Consider the following 19,725-nt stretch of genomic DNA (forward strand, 5'->3'; position numbering starts at 1 on the left):
GGTGCGGGCCGCCGCCAGCAGCGCGTCTTCCGCTGCCAGTACCGCGGGTGTGGTGTAGGTCCGGGTGTGGCGGGGCCGCGCCTGCGATTCCGCCTCTTCTCCGCGGCGGCTCAGCTCGTCACCACCGGCCGACGCAGGATCCTCCGCCTCACCCAGCACTGGCCCTGGACCCGCGAGATCACCACCGCCCTCGAACGGCTCGCGCTCCTGGCCACCCCCGGCTGACCAGCAACCTGCCAACCGCCCCGACGACAACATCACCCCCCGGCCAGTGGAACCCGGCGCCCACCCGATGCGACAGCCGGGCCGTCGGCCTGCCCACGGTCCGCTCCGGAAAGCGAAAGCGTCCACCGACTCCGTCGGCGGACCCCCGCGAAAGATCGAGGCTAGCGCCGAGGAGTGAGGGAACCAGCGCGCCTCGTGCCCTGCGATAGGCAACGCTCCTTGGCCTTCGCGAGCAGGCTGGCTAGTGCCATGACAAGCAGGCGACGACAGCGGAGGACGTGGCCGATATGCAGGAGCCATGGGGCATTCCGACAGACATACAGCGACTGCGAGGGCACGCCGAACGCGCCTTCGTCGAGGTGCAGCGGGCGGACACAAAAGCAACGGCGTTGTGTGGAATAGTCGGCGGACTGCTGGCTGCAGGGGTCGCCGTACTGTCGAGTACAGACGGCCTGCCCCCCATTGGGGTTTTCTCCCTAGTGCTGATGTGCCTGTTGTTGCTGTTCGCGATAGGGGCCGCGTTGCTCGTACTGCGCCCCGTGGTGCCAGGGGCGGGATTGCGGGCCGAACTGATGGCCGAGGCAGTCGTACACCTCAGGTTCGGCGTGAGTGCAGCCGCACATGGGGAGCTTGAACGACATGTCGAGGCACGCCGCTTGTGGGTTCTTACCTGGCTGGCGGACCGAAAGCTACGCGCAGCCCGCTTGGCTGTGGACTTTGCCCTGGCGGCTCTTCTGATGGCTGGAATATGCCTGTTGAGTTGCTTTCTGGTTAATTGAGACGATCGCCTCAGTGTCTGTCGGGACCGCGCAGCAGGGGGCGACGTGTATCAGCCGCATGCCATGGTGATCGGTAACGAGTTATGGGCCTGCCTGAGGGCGTTGGCACCGCAGCGCATCCGTCCCGCCCGGAGTGTGCTGCTGCGCCAAGGAGACGCGGCAACACATGTCATCGTGCTGGAATCCGGGTCGGCACTGATCACCTTGGCCGGGGCGGGTGGGGAAAGGACGCTGCTCGCCGTGCGCGGCGCCGGTGAGTTGCTTGGAGAGTTGGCGGTGCTGGACTCTCAGCCACGCACAGCCACAGTCATTGCTGCCGAGCCCTGCCACATCCACATCGTTCCGGCTGCTGCCTTTCTCACTTTCGTCGACGAGCATGACCTGCTCGCCCCTCTGTTGCGGCATGCCATCGCCCGCGTCAGGGAGTCGGAGGCCGTCCGGCTCGAACTGGCCACAGCGTCGGTTCCGCTGCGTCTGGCATCGGCTCTGTCGCGCCTGGTCGACCTCGCATCCTCTTCGGCCTCGGATCTCGCCGTGCGTCTGACACAGACGGAGCTCTCTCAGATGATCGGAGCTTCGCGCAACGCGGTGGTCAACGCGCTCAAGCCGTGGCGCGAGCAGGACTGGGTCCGCACCACCTCTGGTGGTGGGCTCCTCGTTCGCGACATCCATTCGATTCAGTCGCACGCACGTGCGCAGGCGTGACGGGCCGCACTTCAGGCGTGCCCACTGCTGGGCAGCGGCGGCCGTCCAGCCCGGTCAGCATGGGCATTTCCCTGACCGCCTGTGCTGAAAGGACGGTGCCCGATGGATGCGCCGCTGCACGCAGAGCCCCTGGGTGTGCCCGCTGAACTCGCCCTCGTGGCGATCGACATGGAAAAGTACAGCCAGATCCCCGAGGCGAAGATGGCCGCCGCGCGGTGCGACGTGGACGACATCGTGGCGAACGTGCTCGCCGAATGCCGGCTGCCTGCTCCGCAGGATTTCCCCGGGGGTTACAAGGACAACGGCGACGGGGCGATCCTGCTGTTCCCACCCTCGGTGCTGGCTCGGCTCGTGGACCCGCTGCTGGGCCGGCTCAATGCGGCGCTGGTGCGTTATGAACAGCAGCGGCTGGCCAGCAGTCCCGTCCTGCGACTGCGGACCAGTGTGCACGTCGGCCCGCTGTCCCTGCCCGACCACCGCGGTAACGCCATCAACGACCACACGCGGCTGCTCGACAGTCAGGCAACTCGCCAAGCGCTGTCCGCCGCGAAGGACAGCGGCTCCTTCCTTGCTGCCGCGCTCTCCGAGATCGTCTACCAGCGCACCGTGCACGCAGGACGCACGCCGGATCTTGGCCCGCAGCACTTCCTTGAGGCGGTTGCCCGCGTCAGCGACAAGCCGGGCTTCGAGCAGCCCTGCCGGATCCACGTGCCGGGACTGACCGGACCGGCCGTACGCCCCTACGTCACAGACGCCGCATCGTCGGCTGCTGCTTCCTCCTCTACCGCGCAGCCGAGCGATGCGTCGGCGACACCGGCTGCCAGCAGCGGCGGCACGTTCCAGTTTCACGGTCGGGTGAGCGACGCCACGATCGCCAACAGCATCGAAACCCTGCGAATCGATCGCCGCCAGCGGTGAGGCGCCTGGGCTTCCACCCGGCCGCTCTTCCCGCACTCACCCTGGAGTACCCGCATGTCTGACGTACCGTTCGACCCCACCCGCTCCGACACCACCCCACCGACCAGCGAGGCTGGCGAGAACCAGTCCAACGGCTCCGGCGGCTGGCTGCATCGCTTGCGCCCTGGAACCGGCGCTCTCGATCGGCCGGACGGGAACCCTGACGAACCATCTCCCACTCCGGTTCCCGCACCGCCGGATGCTGTCCCGCCCACGCCGCGGGTGCACGAGACCGACGGTGGAGCGACGCACGTGTATGGGGATCCCGACGTCGTCGCCCACTTCATCGAACAGCTGATCCTGGAGACCCGAACGCGGGACTTGCTGGAGGGAGTCGAACAAAGTCGTGAGCGGCTGCTCGATCAGCCGTTCGTTCGCAGCGCGCACTGGGACACGGTCTGGGAGCAGATCGTCAATCCCTCCACCGGCCGCCCCCACCAACCCGTGGTCATCATTGTCGCGCCCCGCTCATGCGGCTCGACAACCCTCGCACTGCGCCTTCTGGCCGAACACACTGCTGGCCACACCACCGTGGTCAAGTTGGACGCGGACTGGAGGACCCCCCGCAAGGGCCGCCTGCCGCTGGAGAAGACGCACGCCTACCAGCTTGACCTCAAGCACCCGGAGAAGGATCAAGTGTCGGCCGACTTCCTAAACGCGCTGTCGGAACACGCCACCCACCTCCGGGGCTGCGGTTCCTATCTGGCGCTGACCGTGGCACAGGACCTGTGGAAAGATCACCGCCTAAGCGATCGTGACGGCATCCAAGTGGTCCGGTTGCACGAGGCTCCCGATGCCCAGGCAGTGGTAGAGGCGCATCTGGACGCCAACGGCTACGGACAACTGGTCACGTCGCTGAAGTCCCTCCCCAAGGCCACCGCTTCCCTGCGCGGACTGACTGCGGTGGCCGCCGTGCGGGCTGCGGAGGCCGCCGTGATGGCCTGGAAGGAACACGTCCACGCCAACTCCCAGCGGCCGCTCGTACAGGCCGACGGTGAGGGTGGAACCCCGGCCCCCCTGGAAGAACGCATCATCGCGGCGCTGACCGACTGGCGCGGGGAACTCGACAGCAGGTTCGGCGAGATGAACGGTCTGCACAACCACGAGAACCCCTCGCTCACCGTGGAGGACCGTTGTCTGCTGCTTGCCCTGGCCGTGCAGCAGTCAGCGCCCATGCCCGTCGTCGCGCGCAGTGCAGCTGCTCTGCTGGAAGCCATCGGAGCCGTGCCCGCCGTTCCTGGCGCAGCAGCAGGTTTTTCACCGACTCTCAGCGCGCTGGCCGGACGGGGAATGCGTCGGCGTATCCAGGATGTCGGGGGACGAGTCGACATGCAGGACACCGTGGTCTTCGACCGGCCCGCCTACGGACGCGCGGTGCTGGAGTACGTCTGGGACAACTACGACGTCATGCGCAAGCCCTTGCTGACCTGGCTCGTCGCGACAGCCCAAGGCGCCGATCCGGAAGACCATGCAGTGGCCGCGCTGGCCGAACTCACCGTGCGGCACGGATCGGTGGGCTACCTCACCACACTGGGTGAACTTGTCGGCAGCAGTCAGCCACAGGTGCTCGGTGCGGTCATGGAAAGGGCCGTGCGCAACGAACACGTCGGACGCCTGGCCTGGGAGGCGCTCTACGGGTGGGCGGAGCAGAAGAGTTACGCGCCCACCGTGATTGCACTGTGCCGACGCATCCTGGAGGACTCCTCCGTCGATACTTCCCTGACCAAGCGGGCAATGGTGCGCCTGCGCCGCGTCGCGCACAAGAACACCGACGACAGCGTAGTCAGCCAAGTCCGGGATGCCTTCGACGCTCTGGTCGAACACCCCACCGTGGCCCAGCGACTGGTGGGTGAGGTCCAGGGCTGGCAACAGGGCAAGGGCTCCGCACGCGGCGGCGCACTGGCTTTCCTCGCATTGATGACCGTCCGCCGCGACGGCACGCCGTGGCTCGTGTGCAACCCTCCGGCGGGCATCGACGTACAGCGAGCCATCCACGACCTGCTCTCCTCTTCGGAGACTTCCGCCGAAGTCATCTCACGCCTGAGGGACTGGATCTGTTCTTGTGCCGGCGATCCCAGCGCCTACACGCAGATGCGCGACCAACTCCTGCCTGCGCTGAGCGGCCACAACATGTTCGAGGCCGGCATGAAGCTCATGAACGAGTTGCGTGGCATCTCCACCGCTGAGGGCGTCACCGTGGCTGACGACTTCTACAACCACCTCGTCGACAGCCGACTGCGCATGGTCTTCCCGCTCGAAGCGAACCTCGTATGAGGTGGCCATGGCGCCGCGCTGCCCGTACAAGTAGGTCTGCCCAGCCGCGTCTGCTGCCCAGTGCCACCGACACCATCGCGTTCGAGGCCGTGTACACGATCACCTGGCGACCACTCTGGCGTGTACCTCCCAATCTGGAGGAGACAGTACGCGCCACCGTGCATGCCACAGCCGCTGGGACTGCGGTGCGTCAGGGAGCCTCAGACCTGCCCGCCGCACAAGACGCCGTCAATGCCACCCTCGGCTGCCTGCCTCGTCGCGCCCCGAACTACTGTCTCCTGAACGTCCGCGCGGCTCTTGGTCTGCCCAGCGCAGCGCAGGAGCTACTGGCGCAGCGGGCGGCGGACGAGCAGCGTATCCGCCGTCTGCGGTTCTTGAAGACGAACCTCTACGATCACCCGGATCTCGTCGTCCTGGACCAACTTGAACACCACGCCGCCGGTGTCCTGGGCGACGAACACGTTGCCGAGCTTCAGCGACTTGCTCGCCTGATCTGCTCCTGCGACCGCTGGTGGTTCCCACTCCTGCAGCAATGGGAGCAGGTCGGCCAAGGGTTCACGAATATCGAGAAGCGACAGCAGGCCATGCTCGTGCTGTCCGACTCCCTCAAGGCTCTCAACGGCGGCAGCTTGCCCAGCGGCATGGCACCGATGGACATATCCGGGTCCGACGGGGCGTCTCGAAGGGCGCATCCATGAAGCTCGTCCTGTGGCGGGTACTGCTGGCGCCCCTCACCAGCCTTCGAGCCCTGGTCATCCAACGGCGCAGTGCAACCGCCATGTCGTACGACGCTGCGTGGCGCCGAGCCCGCCTGGATCGCTGTCCCGATGAATTGGTCTACCGACTCCACGGCCACCAAGGCCGCCACGCCCCCCGAACAGGCTGCCGGTGCCCGGGCACCCGTCATACCGCCTAGGAACGACGGGCCGACCGACCAGCGCCCCTGACCTGAGTGTCCTCTGCACCACGCGTAGCTCTCGAAGCCGTCGGCGCAGCCGAAGACGCGCCCCTGGTCCGCGCCTGGGCCAGCTCGGACTCCGGCAGCGGAGCCTGGGCGCTGGTCATCTGGCGTCGACCCGACCTCATCGTGCTGGACGCCCGCCGCCCCACCACTCCGCTCTGGCGGCACCATCGACTCACCGGTCTGGTCGGCCCCCGAGCTCTCGCCGCTCAGCGCAACTTCGAAGCCGCCGCCTCTGTACCCCACGGCCCCGCAACCAGCCCTTCAAACTGGCACTCCAACTCCTTTCCGCCCTCGACCTCCCCGGGCCCCAACCACCCGACTTCTCGATATAGCCACAGGCTCCCAGCGCGCCTCGAAGAGCACCACCACCAGGCAGGAAGAGGGGGCCTCCCCCTGAGTGGTGGACACGCTGATACTGGATCTGCTTGATCCGGAGGAAGCGAGAAGACCGCCGATGGCGATGAAGGACTATTCGGACGAGTTCAAGGCTGATGCTGTGGCCCTGTACGAGTCGACACCCGGGGCGACGTACAAGAGCATCGCCGCGGACCTGGGCGTCAACCGGGCAACCCTGCGGGAGTGGGTGCTGCGGGACCGCGAACGCCGTGGCGTCACCGCCGCGGCTCGGAAGCCGTCCGCCCAATCTCGGGGGGTGGTGCCGTCCGCCGATCCGGACGAGCGGGTCCGGCAGTTGGAGGCTCGGGTGGCCGAGCTCGAGGCGAGTGAGCGCAAGCTCGCCACCGAGCGGGACATACTCCGCAAGGCGGCCAAGTATTTCGCCCGAGAGACGAACTGGTGAGGAGCCGCTTCCAGTTCGTTGACGACCACCGGAACACCTACGAGGTGAAGCGGCTCTGCCACGTGCTGGATGTGAACCGGTCCAGCTACTACAAGTGGCTCGCCGGCGCCGAGGCCCGGGCCATCCGGCAGCGGGAGGACCGGATCCTGGCCACGGAGATCCGCGAGGTCCACGCCGAGTCCGGCGGCGCCTACGGCTCCACGCGCGTGACCGCCGAGCTCCGCGAGAAAGGACGGCTGGTCAACGAGAAGCGGGTCGCCCGGAACATGCGGACGTTCTCCATCACCGGCATCCACCTGCGCAGACGCGTCCGCACCACCGTCCCCGACCCGGCAGCCTCACCGGTTCCCGACCTGTTCCAGCGGGACTTCACCGCCACCGAGCCGGCCGGAAGTACATGGGCGACATCACGTATCTCCCGCTCGCAGGCGGAGAATTTCTCTATCTCGCGACCGTGCTGGACTGCTTCAGCCGCAAGGTCGTCGGCTGGTCCATCGCCGACCACATGCGCACCGGCCTGGTTGCCGACGCACTGCGGATGGCCGCCGGAACCCGCGGCGGCCTGGAGGGCTCCGTGTTCCACTCCGACCACGGGGCGCAATACGGTTCCCGGGCCTTCGCCGGCCTCTGCGACCAGCTCGGGGTCACCCGGTCGATGGGCGCAGTCGGCACCAGCGCAGACAACGCGGCCTGTGAAAGCTTCCACGCATCGCTCAAACGCGAGACTCTCCGCGGCGCCCACGACTCCGGCGACGCCGACACCTGCCGCCGGACCGTCTTCGCCTGGCTGACCCGCTACAACACCCGCCGGCGGCACTCCGCCAACGGCCACCTCAGCCCCAACGCATACGAACACCGACACCACACCGCTAAACTCACGCTCGCCGCGTGATCAATAACCGCGTGCCCACCTTCATGGGGGAAGGCCCGAGGGTGTCGCGAGCGAACTGCGCCCTGCGGAGATAACGAACGACCAAGGAGTCAACGCCTTTGTCAGGACCTCTCACACCGCGACACTGAGGTGACGTGCCCTGGTGAGCGCGACGTAGAGCGCGCGGTGAGCCTCGTCGGTGGGGTCGAGGCCTCTCCGGAGCGCGGCTGCGTCGGCCTCCTCCAGCCTGACGCCGACACGGTCCCACTCCCGCCCCTTCGCCTGGTGGCAGGTCATGCCGGGGATCAGCCCCTCGCTGGCGGCCTCCAGCCTCGTCCGCAGATAGGTGAGGGCGGCCCGGGGTGTCCGCTTCTGGCCCTCCGACGGTTCGACGGACGTCACGGAGACCATCATGGCTGCCAAGTCGGTCCAGATCCCGGCGAGATTGCCCTGGCCTGCCAGGCGCTCAAGAGCGCTACGCAGATGCGGACGCAGCTCTGCAACAGTGTCGCTTTCCATGATGCCCAAGCTGGCCCGGGCATCAATGAGGTCGACAGCCGGCCGGCCGAAGGCGCTCTGGGCGAGTTCGTTCAGAAGCAGAGTGCACACTGCTTCCTGGAACTGGCCTGTCTTGGGTCTGACGGCCAGAGGAAGAATATGAGGGTCAGCATCCCACAACAGCCTCCACTGCCGTGCAAGGACGACATCGACGTCCCTTGGCGCCCCTGCGCGAAGGACTGTACGCTCCCTGCCCCGCAGCTGGCCTGCCAACGATGTCTGGGCAGCACTGCCACGCCAACGGAACGAGGTCTGGAGCTCACTGCGCTCGAAGCCCAGCCGGCTCAGAAGGCGCGGGACGCTCTCGGGGCGTGCGCCACGAAAGCCGTAGAGAGCCTGCCAGGGGTCCCCCACGAGAGTGATGACGAGCCCCGCCTCTGCCGCAAGGCGGATGATTCCAAGGTCCAGGTCGTTCGCGTCATAGACCTCGTCGACGAGCAAGGACCGGATCGTCGTGGCGAAGTAGGCCATCACGGAGGCGCGGACGTCCTCGACACGGAGAGCAGCCTGCAGTACCTCACGTACGTTGTCGTGCGTGCACCGCCCTTCACCGACGGCCGACTCGAAGGAAGCGGACTTTACGTAGCTTCCCCGCCGCGCTTGCCGTACAGAGTCGGTGACGATATGCGTGCCCCTCAGGGCGAGGACCGGCTTGTCGAGGGCGTAGATGGTGGGCAGATAGGACCGCCATGTGTCCAGCACCTCGAGTTCCTGGTGGCCGCCGGGCCACTGGAGGATCCCGAACCGCAGGAGGTGGGCGAGGAGATCGTTCAGGATCGTGTCGAGCGTGACAATGCGATGGGGCCATGTCAGTGCCGACGGGCCCCATTGCCGGGACACGCGGCTGCGTATCTCCTCGGTGGCCGAGCGGGTGAAACTGACCGCCACGACTGCCCGGTGATCGGTCGTGCGTGCGTATCGGTGCAGGCCATATCGTTGGTTCGACACGGTCGTCTTACCTGAACCAGGAAAAGCCTCTATGTAGAGAAGGCGGTGCGGGCTCGCTGCGGCGAGGACCTGTTCGGGTGTGAGGAGGCGTGTGCCAGGCTCATAGTTACTCATGCTCGCCCGTCACTCGCTGTATGGCAGCCGTGGGCCAGGCGCCGGGTGAGGGACGCTGCAGTCGGAGGCTCTCCCATGGCAGATCCTCCGTCGCTGGTCCGTCGGGATCTGAGTCGTACGTCGCCTCGCCCGTCCACTCCAGGCTCTCCAACTCATCGGGCCAGAAGAGGGGCTCGGCGTTGGCCGTCGTGACATCGTCTGTGTCCTGTTCGCTGTCCGCCTTGAACCAGTCCAGTTCGTCGAGAGCCTCGAGAGGGTCGCTGCTCTCCGCGGCGGTGTCGTCCGTTGCCGGATCTGAGGGGTATAGGAAGTCGAAAAGGTGCCGCATGTGCTCGGGGACTGTTGGCGGGTCGACTCCCTCCCCGAGGTCCGCCTCGTTGGCCTCCGCGAGCAGACTGGCGAATGCCAGCGCGAACTCGCCCTTCTTGCCGGAACCCCGGCCTGCCTTGGTCCCGGGCTCGTCCTTCGTGCCCTTCCTCGCGCTGCGAAACAGCTCGTACACCGTCCGGGCCGTCACGTCTTCCTCATCCAGGCCGACCTCGCGCAGGGCCGCAGCGATCAAGTGCTCGTTGCCTGTGGTGATGGACGGTTCCAGGGTCGGGTGACTGACGAAGGCGTCGACGACCGAAGGGTCGTGGTCGGAGAGCCATCCCGGCTTCTTGCGCTCCTCGCTCTCGAAGGGCAGGTCGCTGTCGACGAGGACCGCCAGCTTGGTGCTCAATTCGCTGCCCCGGGTCGCCAGGAGATGGACCGGCCACTGTCCGACCTTCCATCCCATGTGCACGATGCTTAGTGCGTCGATGAATGCATGTTTGAGCGTGTCCTGACCGGCCCAGGTCCTGCCGAACTCCCGAACGATAGCGGCGTCGGTAACACCCTCGACCAGTACGAGACGATCCGCGAAGAGAGCGGCGGACCGGCTCGCATCCAGATGGAGCCGGGTCTTCCGCAAGGTGACGTCACGGTGCTTGTCCGGCACGACGTCGGCGACGGTGCGGCACACCCTTCCTTGCGCCGACCGGCGCACGACGACGAGTTCCTCCGGGGCACAGGACGTGATGACGTCCGCCGCGTGGCTGGAGAGGATGACCTGCAGCTCCGGCCGATCCTTGACGGTCCGACGCAAGTATCGGACGAGGGCGTGCTGCAACTGCGGATGGAGGTGCGCCTCGGGCTCCTCGATGACGACCGTTGCGTGGAAGGGCTTCGTACCGAAGAAGGAGTCCTCTTCCGACTCGGCGTCGGCCTGCGCCTGTTCGAGGTTCCGGGCCGCTTGCTGGATCTCCTCCTCCGCCGTGAGGGGCGGCAGATCAAGGGCATCCGAGTGAGGCCAAGCCGTATCCTGCGGAAGCTCGGTGGAGTCAGGTATCGCCGCCAGGGTCACGGCTATGTGCAACAGGTTCACGTATCCCAACCCGGATACTTCAAGAGGCCGGGCGAAGGTGCGCCCCTCCATCACGGCAAGCATGAGCTCCAGCACGCGGGCAAGGTAGCTGTCGTCGATGACCTGGCCGCGTATGTACGGCCACTGGGCACTCACCCCGGCCGACAGATCTGTCATGTCGCCGCGAATCCGCGCCTCGACCGCATCGATGATGCTTTCCTTGGCCAGCTCCTCCAGAAATTGGGAGGCCCGCGCCCGGAGGCCCACCAGGTTACGGGTGCCGCTCAGACGCTGTTGTTCGGCACGGAGCAGTTCCACCAAGATCCTTGCCTCGCGGCGGGCCAGCTCGTCCAGCGGATGCCGCCAGGCCGGCAGATAGATGAGTTTGTACGGGTCCAAGTCCAGTGACCTGCCGTGAGCCGCATTGACCTTCGTGGCGACGCTACCGAGCCTGCGGCTCAGTGAGACGCCCCAGCTCTGAGTAACCTCACCGAGGCGTTGGTGGCCAACCGCGTGCAGCTGCCGTCCGAGGCGCCCTTCCTCGGTGAGGCTGTCGGCCAGCTTGTACGCCACTTCAATGGTGCGGCTGGAGCCTTCGGGCGCAAGCGTGGCGGATCCGTACCTCGGTAGGATCGGGAAGCGGGAACCGGGATGCGCGAGGTAGAGCGCATCCGTGAGCGTCGTCTTTCCTGCGCCGTTGGCCCCGATCAGAACACTGAAACGGCCGGGCAAGTGGCAGACCATCTCGCCCTCCGTACTCGCCCGGAACCCGCTCACCGCGATGCGACTCAGGTGCACCATGCCCCCCTTGGACAAGAAGTAGGTCAGTAGTCATCATCGCTCCCGATACTGACAACGCCCAGCTCTTCGTGCTCACTTACGGTCTGGATGTTGCTCGGGTTCCCTTGTGGCGGGCTCGGCCAGGGGTCGCCGGCTCACGCTGCTCCTGCGCGGCTCGGATCCGAACGCCCCATATCCTGGGCCGCCCCACTCCCGTTCGCACCCACCAAATCCCATCGCACCAGTTCCCCGCCACCCGCGGGCACCACATGCACCAGGATCCGGACCATTGCTGGCCCATCCCTCTCCAAGGAACCGTATGAGCCTTCCCCTTGATCGTGGACACCTGGAGACTGGGACCTGAGGTTCCAGAGGAAGTAGCGCCAGGTGGGAAACCGGTACACGAAGCGGTACACCGAGGAGTTCAAAGGGGACGCCATCGCGCTCGTCGACTCCACGGGCAAGACGGTCACCGCCGTCGCCCGGGAACTCGGCATCAGTTCCGAGTGCCTGCGCGGCTGGTACCGCAAGGCCAAGGCAGACCGGGGCGAGGGCCGGCCCGGTGAGTTCACCACGGCCGAGCGTGAGGAGCTCAAGCGGCTGCGCAGGCAGAACGCCGAGCAGGCCAAGACGATCGAGGTGCTGCGAAAAGCCGCGGTCTTCTTCGCGAAGGAGAGCGACCGGTGAACGACACGTACGCGTTCATCGAGGCGGAGAAGACCACCCATGGCGCTGCTTTCCTGTGCAGGCTGCTGAACGTGGCCCGCTCCTCGTTCTGCGCCTGGCTTGCCGCCTCGAAGACCCGGGCCGCACGGCAGGCCGCCGATGAGGCCCTGGCTCACGAGATCACTGTCATCCACGTCGCCTCCCGCCTTACTTACGGCGTCCCGCGTATCCATGCCGAACTGCGGCGTCTGGGCCGGCGCGTGAACCGCAAGCGGGTCGCCCGCCTGATGGGCGAGCACGGAATCCAGGGAGCCCACCGCCGCCGGCGGCGGTCGTTGACCCAGCCGGACAAGAAGGCGAAGCCGGCGCCGGACCTGATCAGCCGCGGCTTCCGCGCCGAGACCCCCGGCACGAAGCTGGTCGGCGACATCACCGCCCTGCCCACCGGCGAGGGCTGGCTCTACCTCGCCTGCTGGCTGGACCTGGCCACCCGCGAGGTCGTCGGTTACGCGATGGCCGGCCACCACCGCGCCACCCTCGTCGTCGATGCCCTGAAGATGGCCGCCGGCCGCGGCCGCCTCCAGCCCGGTTGCATAGCACACTCGGACCGCGGCAGCGAATACACATCCGCCCAATTCCAGCATGAGATAAGTGAGTTGGGGCTCCGGCAAAGCTGCGGACGCACCGGATCCTGCTTCGACAACGCCGCCGCGGAGAGCTTCTGGGCCCTGCTCAAAGAAGAGATCAGCACCCGAATCCGGCCCGACCCGGCCACCGCCCGCGCCGAGGTCTTCGACTTCCGAGACCTTCTATACCGGTAGTTCGTTAAATCCGGTGGTGTTGTGGGTTGACGGCAGGTCGGGTTGGTCGTAGGCCGGTGGTAGGAGTCAACTGCCTTGCTGGGGGCTGAAGATGACCGCTCGCCGTCCGTGTCCGCCTGCGCCGGGTCCGTTGGAGGAATACGCGGCCCGGTTCGACGACCTCTTCTTCAGTCTGGCCCAGCGGCGAGGGTTTCGCGAGTACCTGACCGGGCTGCTGGCGCCGCGGGAGCGGAATAAGACGATCACCTGTCTGGCCGGGGTGGAACCGGTAGCAGGCGCGGGGAAGCCGGGAGTGCAGCGGCTGCAGTTCTTCCTGTCCGAATCACCCTGGGAGGCCGAGCTGGTCAACGACCGGCGGCTTGAGCTGCTGCGCGAGCAGCCGGCGACGGCTCCGCACGACGGCGGGGTCATCGTGATCGACGATTCCGGGGACCGCAAGGACGGCAGGGCGACCGCACATGTGGGCCGGCAATGGCTGGGCCGGTACGGCAAGACGGACAACGGCATCGTCACGGTGACCACAGTGTGGACCGACGGCCGCGTGTACTACCCGCTGCACGCGACTCCCTACACCACCGCCCACCACTTCGCCCGCGGCCGATCCGATCCCGCCTTCCGCACGAAACCGCAACTGTCCGCTGCCCTCGCGACCCGAGGCAAGGAGGCTGGCTTCGGCTGCCGGGCAGTGGTCGCCGACTGCGCCTACTCCGTCAGTGACGACTGGTACCTCGCTCTGCGCGAGGCCGGCCTGGCCTACGTGGTCGCGCTCAAGCCGCACCGCGGCACATGGGCCCCGGCCGACCATCCGCACACTCCCATCGAAGCGGCCCACGCCCTGACCTGGAAGGATGCCAAGAACCCCGGCGACTGGACACCCGTGGAGCGTCACTTCCGCGACGGGCACACCGAGACCTGGTGGGCTGCCGACGCCTGCCTGGGCGGCTACAGCTCCGACTCGCCCTGCCGTCTGGTCGTGGCCACCACCGACCCGGCCCGGCTGCCACCGAAGGCCACCTGGTACCTGGCCACCAACCTGCCCCACCCCGACGCACCCCACGCCACCAACAGCCCGCACCCGCCGGCCAGCCTCGCCGAGATCATCCGCCTCTACGGCCTGCGGCCATGGATCGAGCAGAGCTACAAACAGATCAAGGACGAACTCGGCTGGGCCGACTTCCAAGTCCGCTCCGACCGCGCCATCCGCCGCCACCAGACCCTGGTCAACTGCGCCTTCTCCTTCTGCTGGGACCAATGGTTCGCCCCACCCGGACCCCTGGACGCCACCGCACCGGACCCGTGCCCCGACGAGGGGGCAGAGAGGGGGCCCAGCCGAACCCCACCAGCCCCAACAGCCCTGCTGGCCCAGGGCCTTACGAGCCATCCGTTCCTGGCTCACCCCCGCCGTCACCCTCAACCGATGGTGGCGAGCCTGGACGGACACGGACCCACCCTCCGAACTCCAGGCCCTGATCGACGCGGTCACCACCGGACACGGTCTTGATCTCTACTGCCGGATTTAACGAACTACCGGTAACGGCGTCAGCCTGATCGAGGCCCAGGCCGACTACCAGCGGGCCGGCGCCGTACGCGAAGACATGGTCCGCCACGTACGGGCCGCGGGCCCTGACGAACCCCTGGGCCGGGGCTGGCGCCCCATCGACCCCGAGCGCGACCCGGTCGAGTTCGTCCACGGCAGCGCGCCCTTCCCGGATGACCTGGCAGAGCTTCTGTGGTGGCGGCCCACCTACTGGCGCCGCCACGAGACGCCCACTCCCCCGCCCGGCAACTGCCCCCCGATTCCCCGGGGCACGGGAAACGGTTTGGCCGGGACATGCCGTATGGCGTACGGTCCTGCGATACCCCGCCGTCTGGTTTGCGGGGATCTTCATGCCCTTGGGGGGTTTCCGATCATGTTGCCTCATGGTGGCGTCATGCCGCCGCCGAACACCGTATTGCGCTCGCCGATCGCTCTGGCCAGGGCCACCACCATCCTGCTCGGTGTGGCGGCCTCGACCGACCTCCTCGCCGTATACGCGGGGGTCGTGCGGCACCAGGTGACCGGTGACCTGCTCGCCCGCAGCAGCCAGGAGATCAGCCGCTCCGACAACCTGTGCGACACCGTCGGCATGCTCCAGCTGCTGGTCATGGCCGCCACCGCCATCGTGTTCATCAGCTGGTTCCACCGAGTCCGGGGCAACGCCGACGTGTTCGCGCAGGACGTGTGCACCCGCAGCCAGGGGTGGGCCATCGCCGGGTGGTTCATCCCCCTCGGCAACCTGTGGATCCCATTCACCATCGCCCGGGAGATCTGGACGGCGAGCATCCAGCGCGCACCGGACGGATCATGGCGCGAGGTGTCCGCCGCGCCCATCAAGACCTGGTGGACCGTGTGGGTCTCCGCCCTGGTGACGCTCCGGCTCGGCACCCAGTGGCAGAACCACGCGAAGGAACCCCAGGCGCTCCAGCACGCGACGGACGTCGTCATCCTCGCGGACGGGCTCCTGCTCACCGCCGCGGTCCTCGCCATCGTCTTCGTGCGGAAACTGACGGCGATGCAGCACACCAAGGCGACCTACGGTCCCCTCGCCGCCGTCTGACCCACGCCCGCACATCCCACCCAGCGTTGGCCCGGCACACCGCCGGGCCAACACCTTCCTCTCCCTACGGATTCAGGGGCAGAACCGCCTCCTCCGGCCTCCGACCCTGAAGAAGCGCCCCATATGACACATGACATGCCCACGTGAGGTTTTGATGCGCCGCTCCCTCTTCCCCCTCCTTGCTGCTACGGCGGTGCTGTGCGCCGCCTGCACCCGCGCCAGCGATGACGAGAAGCCCAGTGCGGAGGCGGCCTCTGCCGTACGCGACGCGGTCACCGCGACCAGTCACACCAGCGCCCGCTTCACATCCGCACTGACAACCCCCGTCGTCGACCCCGCCAAACCGCCGCAGGTGAAGGTCTCGGGCAGTATCGATCTGGCCACCGGCAACGGCCGGATGACCGTGACACACAACGCAACCGCAGTCGGCGCGGAGGAAATCCTCTTCAAAGAGCGCGTCTACATGCGGCCCGCCCTCCCCACCCATGTCGCGGTGGAGCTGGACAAGCGGTGGGGAGTGGACCTCCGCCGCACCGCCGAAACCCACACGCCCTTCCGGCCTCCCCTCAACGACCCCGCGTACACCCTGCAGCAGGTCGCGCAGATGAAGGACGTACGGGCAGAGGGCGCAGAGACGGTTCACGGTGTGCCCACCAGGCGCTACCAGGGCACCCTTGACCATCGCACGCTCACCCTGCGCCTGGCCGCGCAGAGCCGGGAGAACGCCGACCTCCTGCGCGACGCGTACGGCAGCGACCTTCCCATCGCAGCTCAGGCCTGGGTGGATCACCGCGGGCGCCTTGTCCAAGCCCGCTTCACCCTGAAGGACCGCACGGTCACGCACGCCGTGATGACGCTGTCCTTCACCGAACTGGGGACCCCCGTACGGGTCGCTCCGCCGTCCGCTGACGCGGACACCGCCCCCCTGCACGATCAGCTGCCCACTGGCTTGACCGGCTGACATTCACTGCACGCGTCCTCGCCGGAACGCCCGGCGTCAAGGCCTTTGCCAGCTGCAGGGGAACTGTGCTCAGGTTGCTCCCAACAGATCAACACCAGGGGGCGGAAACATGCGTGGCATATCGGGGTTCAGACGACGAGCGGCGGTTGCCGGTGGGGCGGTTTGGGTCATGGGCGTGCTGACCGCAGGGTGCGGCCTGCAGGCTGAGGCGGGACCCGATTACGGGCCGACTGAGCTCGACTTGTCGTTCACCTACACCGGGATCTCCAGCCAGAAAGAGACGATCAACCAGACGCTGGCGATCCACAACACCTATCGGCAGTCGGTGGTCACACTCTTGTCGTTCACCGCGCTGGACCGAGCCCATCAGCCGATGCCGCAGGTCAAGGTGAGCACTGTGTATGGCAGTGACCGCGGAACTCTGGCGGTCCCCTTCGGCGAAGGCGGCTATGACATTCTGCGGTTCTCCGGGCCCAGACAGCACGAGGTTGCCGACGTCCAGGTGAAGGTCAACAAGGTCGTGGCGACAGACCCCCGGGTGGTGGCAGGCCGTGAGCCGGTCACCACGCAGACGCTGGACGACGCGGGTCGTGAGGTATCCCGGTTCGAACACTTCTCCAAAGTCCGCCTCACCAACCCCAACGCGTGGCCGACCTATGTCCGGGTCTCCTACCTGGTCTACGACCAGCCGCCTGAGGATCAAAGCCAGCAGGTCGTCTCCGCCACCCCCATCGGGGGCCTCACCCGCGTCCCCTCCCATGGCACCACCACCATCGAGGTCAAGGGCGAAGCAGCCACCGCCGTGGCGCACAACTCCCAGGGCCCAGCGGTCAGCATCAAGGCGTACTACTCCCAGTAGACCGCCCCCGGCCGGACCTTGAGCCAACACTCCGAAGACGGGGGCGCCCGTGGCGACTGGGTCCACTCCGGTCAGGTGCGAACGAATCCGGTGGGGTTGGCGAGATAGCGGTCGAGGTCCGGGTCCTCGTGAAGCGCGTGGAACTCGTTGTAAATCTGCCATTCCGATCGGAGTTCGGCGCGCAGCCGGCCGAGCGCTTCGTGTACGGCCTCGTTGAAGTCGGCGCACTCCGCTTCGCGCCACGGTCCCGGGTGTGGAGGGTAGTCCCAGTTCAACGACGTGTCGTAGCGCGCGATGAGCGCCACCAGGTCGCGTCGGAGGTCCTCACCTATGGGCAGTCGATCCAGGTCGACCGCATAGCCCCACGCCCCCCGGTCCTCCGGAACCGTCCACAGGACACGGCCTGAACCCGCGTCGAAGAAGAATCTCGCGGTGGGCATGACGCGGGCCTCTCCATGTATCTTCCGGCTTCCGGGCAGCCACCACACTACTCACCTCAAAGCAGCGGCCAGCGCGGTGATCCAGTCGGCAGCGATCGCGTGCCCGGCGGCATCCCAGCGCTCTTGAGCCGGTTCTCCACCATGTCCCTGATCTCCGCGCTCATCCCGCCGGCGCTGTACCGCGGCTCGGGCCACAGGCTATGGCGAACCTGAGGCTCGGCGCCGAGCTCCAGCGGAACCAGGTGGTCCTCTCCTAGCGGTGGAGGTATCGCTGTCGCCGTAGGCGGCGATCAGCCCCGGAGAGGGTTGGTGTAGCGGGTCGGCGGGCGCACCGTGGAGGTCTAGCGGGACACGCTGATCGTCGAGTTGATGGTGTCCTGGGTGACCCGTTCACCAAGGAACGGGGCGTGGGCGTCTGCACCAGCGTGAGCGCGGCGCGGCAGTCAGCCGGCGGACCTGCTCTGGGCAGGGAGCCGTGACGCTCGGGGCTGTCACGGCTCCCCCTAAGGGAGCAGACCGGGCCGGCCTGTCAGCGGACGCGGCTGCCCCTTCCATGTCTACGGCCCCGTCCCAGTCCGCGCGACTGGGCGGGGCACGTCAGTGCGATGCGTTCCCCCGTACGGATGCTTCTGTCCCGGCGAGACAACCCCGCGGCCGGCCGGAGCCGTCTTTGAGAGCATGCTGATCGGCGAGGTGCACATCTCGGAGCCAGGCCTGGTCGTCCTGGACGTCACGGGCGCCGACGAGGAAACCGTCCGAGCCGTGATGGACCAGCTCCAGCAGCAGTGGGCGACCTCCGGCATCACCCACACCTCGCGCGTCCCTGGCGAGTCCGGCGTCCGCGCCCGGGTCTACGCCGATACCAGACGGCAACCCAACGTCGACTACGCCGGTTCGTTTGGATCACCAAGAGCGAGTCAGCCCCGGGTTGCATACATTCAGCCGGTGACCTAGGACGTCATGCTCGTGCGGGTGCAGCCGGGCCTGACGCTTCAGCAAACGCTGGACCGCCTCAGCCGCGTAGGCTACGACCAGCTGCTCACGAAGCCGCACTGAAGGTCCGTCCAGCGGCGCGATTGGTTCAAGGGCTGTGCCGGGGCCCGGCGTTCCGTCACGACCATGGTCCGCGCGGGTGCGCGCACCACGTCCACCGGGCCCCGGCCAGCTAGCCTCGCACGACCGAAGAACGAGCCCCGGGCCGGGGGGGCATCCTCCCGTCAGTGAAGGTCACGCCGGCCGCTGGGCCGGGGCAGCCTTGAACGTGCACCGCTACGAGGTGGCCATGCGCCGCAGCACTGCACGCGGCTGCCCTGTTGCCCGTCGCCAGGGAGCGGCGCGTGGGCGTCCTGCAGTCTGAGCTCGGCGCTGAGGAATGGTTAGGCCCGCATGCGTTCCACTGCTGCGTCGACTGCGCTCTGAAGTTCGGGCAGGGCGAGGTCGAGGATGTCTTCGAGATGGGGGCCGAATTCATCTTCGGCCTGGGTGTAGGTCATGACGATGGCCTGCCGGCTCACATAGGCATCCACCCACACGTCCAGACGCAGCGGCTGGTTGTGTTCCGGGTCGCCCTCGATGTAGAGCACGGCGCGGTCATTGCCCGTGGCAAGCAGTTGCTCGATGTGGGCGCGGGTCAGCTCGGGAAGGGTCAGTTCGGACATGTTCACTCCTTGTCGTGGCTGTGTGGTGCCGCTCTGCGGCGCGGGAGCCGTCGGCTCTTGGCGGTGGTCTTGGCGAGGGGGGTCCCCGGCCACGTGCTGTCCGCTGTGGCTGCTGCGTGCGGCGCTGTGGCCACCCCGTGGCGGCGAAGGAGTTGATCGCGGGGAGCCCGCTCCGGGGGTGTGCGGCATGACGGCCCGTCATCGGGTGTAGTACACAGTGAGCCTTTTCCAATCTGACTGCGGTGTCGGCCTGTTGGGGGCCAAGGGCTCTACGCAACGACGAAGCTCCTGGTAGACGGGTTCTCAACCAAGATCACCCATGTCCGCCAGGAGCTTCGCGTGCTTGCCTACCCGTCGTCGATCGA

Annotated in this window: 16 protein-coding genes and 2 pseudogenes; 14 read left to right on the forward strand and 4 right to left on the reverse strand. The window is 67.3% G+C overall.

Going from position 1 to position 19,725, the window contains the following annotated elements; genetic code table 11:
• Positions 1-78: 78 nt before the first annotated feature.
• The 7 genes and pseudogenes from ACZ499_RS36570 to ACZ499_RS36600 form a co-directional block, all read left to right on the forward strand.
• Positions 79-225 (forward strand): annotated as a pseudogene (locus tag ACZ499_RS36570) (IS1380 family transposase); the annotation flags it as partial.
• A 287-nt stretch (positions 226-512) separates the two neighbouring features.
• Positions 513-1,004: a Pycsar system effector family protein gene (locus tag ACZ499_RS36575; protein ID WP_468681082.1), complete on the forward strand. Its 492-nt coding sequence runs from the start codon at positions 513-515 to the stop codon at positions 1,002-1,004.
• Positions 1,005-1,049: 45 nt separating this feature from the next.
• Positions 1,050-1,709 (forward strand): Crp/Fnr family transcriptional regulator, encoded by a 660-nt coding sequence (locus ACZ499_RS36580; protein ID WP_468681054.1) that lies wholly within the window; start codon positions 1,050-1,052, stop codon positions 1,707-1,709.
• Between the two features lie 102 nt (positions 1,710-1,811).
• Complete coding sequence (locus tag ACZ499_RS36585) at positions 1,812-2,627, forward strand: hypothetical protein (protein WP_468681056.1); 816 nt, start codon at positions 1,812-1,814, stop codon at positions 2,625-2,627.
• A 54-nt stretch (positions 2,628-2,681) separates the two neighbouring features.
• Complete coding sequence (locus tag ACZ499_RS36590) at positions 2,682-4,940, forward strand: hypothetical protein (RefSeq protein WP_468681058.1); 2,259 nt, start codon at positions 2,682-2,684, stop codon at positions 4,938-4,940.
• An 89-nt stretch (positions 4,941-5,029) separates the two neighbouring features.
• Positions 5,030-5,638 carry a hypothetical protein gene (locus ACZ499_RS36595; protein WP_468681061.1) on the forward strand — a complete coding sequence of 203 codons (609 nt, stop codon included), beginning with the start codon at positions 5,030-5,032 and terminating at the stop codon, positions 5,636-5,638.
• A gap of 720 nt (positions 5,639-6,358) precedes the next feature.
• Positions 6,359-7,595, forward strand: a pseudogene (locus tag ACZ499_RS36600) (IS3 family transposase).
• 111 nt (positions 7,596-7,706) lie between these two features.
• Here the strand turns inward: ACZ499_RS36600 and ACZ499_RS36605 are convergent.
• Both ACZ499_RS36605 and ACZ499_RS36610 read right to left on the reverse strand, forming a co-directional pair.
• Positions 7,707-9,194, reverse strand: a complete 1,488-nt coding sequence (locus ACZ499_RS36605) for a UvrD-helicase domain-containing protein (protein ID WP_468681063.1) — start codon at positions 9,192-9,194, stop codon at positions 7,707-7,709.
• Positions 9,187-11,379, reverse strand: coding sequence for an ATP-dependent nuclease (locus tag ACZ499_RS36610; protein ID WP_468681064.1), 2,193 nt, complete (start codon positions 11,377-11,379; stop codon positions 9,187-9,189). The genes ACZ499_RS36605 and ACZ499_RS36610 overlap by 8 nt, the downstream gene beginning before the upstream one ends.
• A 366-nt stretch (positions 11,380-11,745) precedes the next feature.
• Here ACZ499_RS36610 and ACZ499_RS36615 point away from each other — a divergent pair, with 366 nt between their 5' ends.
• From ACZ499_RS36615 to ACZ499_RS36640, 6 genes are all read left to right on the forward strand, one after another.
• Positions 11,746-12,045, forward strand: a complete 300-nt coding sequence (locus tag ACZ499_RS36615) for a transposase (RefSeq protein ID WP_468681066.1) — start codon at positions 11,746-11,748, stop codon at positions 12,043-12,045.
• On the forward strand, positions 12,042-12,845 hold the full coding sequence (locus tag ACZ499_RS36620; RefSeq protein ID WP_468681068.1) for an IS3 family transposase: 804 nt from the start codon (positions 12,042-12,044) through the stop codon (positions 12,843-12,845). Before ACZ499_RS36615 ends, ACZ499_RS36620 begins: the two co-directional genes overlap by 4 nt.
• 91 nt (positions 12,846-12,936) lie before the next feature.
• Positions 12,937-14,346, forward strand: a complete 1,410-nt coding sequence (locus ACZ499_RS36625) for an IS701 family transposase (protein ID WP_468681069.1) — start codon at positions 12,937-12,939, stop codon at positions 14,344-14,346.
• 430 nt (positions 14,347-14,776) lie between these two features.
• Positions 14,777-15,442, forward strand: a complete 666-nt coding sequence (locus tag ACZ499_RS36630) for a DUF4328 domain-containing protein (protein ID WP_468681071.1) — start codon at positions 14,777-14,779, stop codon at positions 15,440-15,442.
• Between the two features lie 154 nt (positions 15,443-15,596).
• Complete coding sequence (locus ACZ499_RS36635) at positions 15,597-16,403, forward strand: SCO4651 family lipoprotein (protein ID WP_468681073.1); 807 nt, start codon at positions 15,597-15,599, stop codon at positions 16,401-16,403.
• Positions 16,404-16,572: 169 nt separating this feature from the next.
• Entirely contained in the window at positions 16,573-17,262 is a 690-nt protein-coding gene (locus ACZ499_RS36640; protein WP_468681075.1) for a hypothetical protein, read from the forward strand.
• Positions 17,263-17,333: 71 nt separating this feature from the next.
• Here ACZ499_RS36640 and ACZ499_RS36645 read toward each other — a convergent pair whose 3' ends face one another.
• Positions 17,334-17,702, reverse strand: a complete 369-nt coding sequence (locus ACZ499_RS36645; RefSeq protein ID WP_468681077.1) for a hypothetical protein — start codon at positions 17,700-17,702, stop codon at positions 17,334-17,336.
• Positions 17,703-18,380: 678 nt separating this feature from the next.
• On the opposite strand from ACZ499_RS36645, the gene ACZ499_RS36650 reads away from it, so the two are divergent.
• A complete protein-coding gene (locus ACZ499_RS36650; protein WP_468681078.1) occupies positions 18,381-18,656 on the forward strand; it encodes a DUF6207 family protein in 276 nt (91 codons plus the stop codon).
• 422 nt (positions 18,657-19,078) lie between these two features.
• Here the strand turns inward: ACZ499_RS36650 and ACZ499_RS36655 are convergent, their stop codons facing one another.
• Positions 19,079-19,360, reverse strand: coding sequence for a hypothetical protein (locus ACZ499_RS36655; protein WP_468681080.1), 282 nt, complete (start codon positions 19,358-19,360; stop codon positions 19,079-19,081).
• Positions 19,361-19,725: the final 365 nt, after the last annotated feature.

This window comes from Streptomyces sp. NPDC031265, assembly GCF_055570295.1.